General features: G+C 75.5%; 5 protein-coding genes. All 5 read left to right on the top strand.

Annotated elements, in window-relative coordinates:
* The coding region (locus HGCM_RS20010) for a DUF5915 domain-containing protein (RefSeq protein ID WP_040399145.1) at positions 1 to 336 on the top strand (336 nt) is incomplete at its 5' end.
* Positions 333 to 1,715, top strand: a complete 1,383-nt coding sequence (locus tag HGCM_RS20005) for a bifunctional folylpolyglutamate synthase/dihydrofolate synthase (protein ID WP_019137560.1) — start codon at positions 333 to 335, stop codon at positions 1,713 to 1,715. The genes HGCM_RS20010 and HGCM_RS20005, both read left to right, overlap by 4 nt.
* Before the next feature lie 292 nt (positions 1,716 to 2,007).
* Positions 2,008 to 3,003, top strand: a complete 996-nt coding sequence (gene dhaK, locus HGCM_RS14555; RefSeq protein WP_019137559.1) for a dihydroxyacetone kinase subunit DhaK — start codon at positions 2,008 to 2,010, stop codon at positions 3,001 to 3,003.
* Between the two features lie 50 nt (positions 3,004 to 3,053).
* Positions 3,054 to 3,683 (top strand): dihydroxyacetone kinase subunit DhaL, encoded by a 630-nt coding sequence (gene dhaL, locus HGCM_RS14550; protein WP_019137558.1) that lies wholly within the window; start codon positions 3,054 to 3,056, stop codon positions 3,681 to 3,683.
* Positions 3,680 to 3,991: dihydroxyacetone kinase phosphoryl donor subunit DhaM (dhaM, locus tag HGCM_RS14545; protein ID WP_026075499.1), on the top strand; the 312-nt coding region annotated here is incomplete at its 3' end. The genes dhaL and dhaM, both read left to right, overlap by 4 nt.

The following is a 3,991-nucleotide window of genomic DNA, read 5'->3' as shown; positions in this document are numbered from 1 at the left end:
ACGGTGGTCGCGGACGGGGCGGGCGACGACGTGGCGGCCTCGGTGCTGCCGAGCCGCGGGTTCGTCGTGCTCGACACGGCGCTCGACGAGGACCTGCTCGCCGAGGGGTACGCCCGCGATGTCGTGCGGGCGGTGCAGGACGCGCGCAAGGCGGCCGGCCTGCACGTCGCCGACCGCATCGCCCTGCACCTCGACGTCCCGGCCGAGCACGTGGCGGCCGTCGAGGCGCACCGGGACGTCGTCGCGGCCGAGACGCTCGCGACGAGCGTCACGGTGCAGCGCACGGACGCCGCCGAGCTCGGGGTGCGCGTCGAGCGGGCCGGGGGCGCGGCGTGAGCCGGGCGGGCGGGGACCACCGCCGCGACGAGGCCGCTCAGGCGGCCCGTGCGGCGGCCGACGCCGTCTACGCGCAGATCCTCGCGCGGGCGCCCGAGCACGAGATCGACCCGTCGTTCGAGCGCACCCGGCAGGTCATGGAGCTGCTCGGCGACCCGCAGCGCGCCTACCGCGTGGTCCACGTCACGGGCACGAACGGCAAGACCTCGACCGCGCGCATGGTCGAGCGGCTGCTGCGCGAGCACGGGCTGCGCACCGGCCGGTTCACCAGCCCGCACCTCAGCCGCGTCACCGAGCGGATCGTCGTCGACGGCGAGCCGATCAGCGACGAGCGGTTCGTCGAGGTCTGGCAGGACGTCGAGCCGTACGTCGCGATGGTCGACGAGCGGTCGCGGGAGCGCGGGGAGCCGCAGCTCTCGTTCTTCGAGGTGTTCACCGTGATGGCGTTCGCCGCGTTCGCGGACACCCCGGTCGACGTGGCGGTGGTCGAGGTCGGCATGGGAGGGCTGTGGGACTCGACGAACGTGGCCGACGGCGACGTCGCCGTCATCACGCCGGTCGCGATGGACCACGAGCGGTACCTCGGCGACACCCTCGTCGAGATCGCCCGGGTCAAGTCCGGCATCGTCAAGCCGGGCGCGACGGTCGTGCTGGGGGAGCAGGACGAGGAGGTCGAGGCGGTCGTCCTCGAGCAGGCGGCCGAGCGGGGCGCGGCCCGCGTCGCGCGCGAGGGCGTCGAGATCGCGGTGGTCGACCGGCAGCTGGCGGTGGGGGGCCAGCTCCTCACGCTGCGCGGCCTCGGCGGGGTCTACGCCGACGTGTTCCTGCCGCTGCACGGGCAGTTCCAGGCGCACAACGCGCTGCTCGCACTCGTCGCGACCGAGGCCCTGCTGACCGGGGGAGCAGCGCTCGACGGCGACGTCGTCGGCGCCGCGTTCGCCGACGTGTCTTCCCCGGGCCGGCTGGAGGTCGTCCGGTCGAGCCCCACCGTCCTGGTGGACGGAGCCCACAACCCGGCGGGTGCCGAGGCGCTGGTCGCCGCCGTCGACGAGGCGTTCCAGCTCCAGCGGGTCGTGGGCGTCGTGGGCGTCATGGCCGACAAGGACCCGGAGGGCATCCTCTCGGTGCTGGAGCCGGAGCTCGCCGAGATCGTCGTCACCCGGGCGTCGTCCCCCCGGGCGATGGACGTCGACGACCTCGCCGAGGTGGCGCGCGACGTGTTCGGCGAGGACCGCGTCCACGTGGCCGAGCGCCTCGACGACGCGATCGAGCTCGCCGCGGCGCGGGCCGAGTCCGAGGTCGAGCGCGGCGCTGGGGTGCTCGTGACGGGCTCGCTGCTGCTCGTCGCCGAGGCCCGGGTGCTGCTGGGCCGCGACTGACCGCAGGACCCCCCGCGCGTGCACCCTGTGTCCCGCGCGCCGCTCGCCCGGCGGGCGGCGTGCGGGTGCGGGGTCCCGGCGCACGGGCGCGACCTGCGGTCCGACGCCCGCCGGGCGACCGGACGCGCGTCCAGGTGGGCGGGGCGGCCCTGCACGAACGTGCACCACCCGCGCACGTCCTCCCCTTGCGCCCGTCTGACCGCGCCCGGACAGTGAGGTCTGACGGGACGAGGACGTCCCGGTTCCCGCACGTTCGGACGCCGGAGCCGGCGCCCGGGGAGGGTGGTCCAGCGTGAAGAAGCTCATCAACGACCCCGCCGCCGTCGTCACCGAGACCCTGGACGGCTTCGGCGCCGCCCACGGCGACGTCGTCGCGGTGCACCACGACCCGGACTTCGTCACCCGCGCGGGCGGGGCCGTCCAGGGCAAGGTCGGGATCGTCAGCGGCGGCGGGAGCGGGCACGAGCCGCTGCACGCCGGCTTCGTCGGCCTGGGGATGCTCGACGCGGCGGTCCCCGGCGCGGTGTTCACGTCCCCGACGCCCGACCAGATCGCCCCCGCGATCCAGGCCGCGGACGGCGGCGCGGGCGTGCTCGCGATCGTCAAGAACTACACGGGCGACGTGCTCAACTTCGAGACCGCCGCCGAGCTGGCCGAGGCGGAGGGGGTCGAGGTCCGCACCGTCATCACGAACGACGACGTCGCCGTGCAGGACTCGCTGTACACCGCGGGGCGCCGCGGCGTGGCCGGGACCGTCTGCGTCGAGAAGATCGCGGGCGCGGCCGCCGAGCGCGGCGACGACCTGGAGGCCGTCACCGCGATCGCCACGCGCGTCAACGAGAACGTCCGCAGCATGGGCGTCGCGCTGACCGCGTGCACCGTGCCGCACGCCGGCAAGCCGAGCTTCGACCTGCCCGAGGACGAGATCGAGATCGGCATCGGCATCCACGGGGAGCCGGGCCGGCGCCGCATCCCGCTCGCGAGCGCCGACGAGATCACCCAGCTCCTGCTCGACCCCGTGGCCGACGACCTCGCTCTGGCGTCGGGCGAGCGCGTGCTGCTGTTCGTCAACGGCATGGGCGGCACGCCGGCGTCCGAGCTCTACATCGTCTACCGCCGCGCACGGGCGCTCCTGGAGGAACGGGGCGTCGAGGTCAGCCGCTCGCTCGTCGGCAACTACGTGACCTCGCTGGAGATGCAGGGCGCGTCGGTCACGGTGCTGCGTCTGGACGACGAGCTGACGGCCCTGTGGGACGCGCCCGTGCACACCACCGCGCTGCGGTGGTGAGGCCCGCCTAGGGTGGCGGGGCAGGGGCCGACTCGAACAGGAGCGTGGGCATGACGGACGTCGCGTGGGCCGTGGACTGGGTGCGCCGCAGCGCGCAGGTCGTGGCCGAGCACCGCGAGGAGCTCATCGAGCTCGACCGGCAGATCGGCGACGGCGACCACGGCGAGAACCTCAACCGCGGGTTCAAGGCCGTCGTCGCCAAGCTCGACGCGCTGGAGGCGGCGCCCGAGACGGTCGGTGACGTGCTCAAGCTCGTCGCGACCACCCTGATGTCCACCGTCGGCGGCGCCGCCGGGCCGCTCTACGGCACCGCGTACCTGCGCGCCTCGAAGGCCGCGGCGACGCCCGAGCTCGACAGCGCGGGCGTCGTCGCGACCCTCGAGGCCGCGCTCGAGGGCATCGTGGCGCGCGGCAAGGCGACCACGGGCGAGAAGACGATGGTCGACGCGTGGACCCCCGCGGTCGAGGCGGCGGTCGCCCGCGCCGACGCCGGCGGCACGCCCGCCGAGGTGCTCGCCGCCGCGGCGGACGCCGCCACGCAGGGCGCGCAGGCGACGATCCCGCTGCAGGCGACGAAGGGGCGGGCGAGCTATCTCGGCGAGCGGTCCGTCGGGCACCTCGACCCGGGGGCCCGCTCGACCGAGCTGATCCTGCACGCGGCGGCGGAGGCGGCGGCGTGAGCGCTCCCGTCGCCCTCGTCCTCGTGTCGCACGTCCGCGAGCTCGCGGACGGGGCCGTGCGGCTCGCCGCGCAGATGGCGCCCGGCGTCGCGATCCTGGCGGCCGGCGGGCTGGAGGACGGCTCGATCGGCACCAGCTACGACGCCGTCGAGGCCGCGCTCGCGCAGGCGACCGCCGACGGCGGCTCGGCCGTGGTCCTCACCGACCTCGGCTCGGCCGTCCTCACCACCGAGTCCGTGCTCGAGCTCGCCGACGAGGACCTCGCGGCCCGCGTGCGGATCGCCGACGCGCCGTTCGTCGAGGGCGCC

Source organism: Cellulomonas massiliensis JC225 (assembly GCF_000312005.1).
GTDB classification, from domain to species: Bacteria; Actinomycetota; Actinomycetes; order Actinomycetales; family Cellulomonadaceae; genus Cellulomonas; species Cellulomonas massiliensis.
The sequence above is the reverse complement of the archived record's forward strand: the minus strand, read 5'-3'. Positions and strand labels throughout refer to the sequence as shown.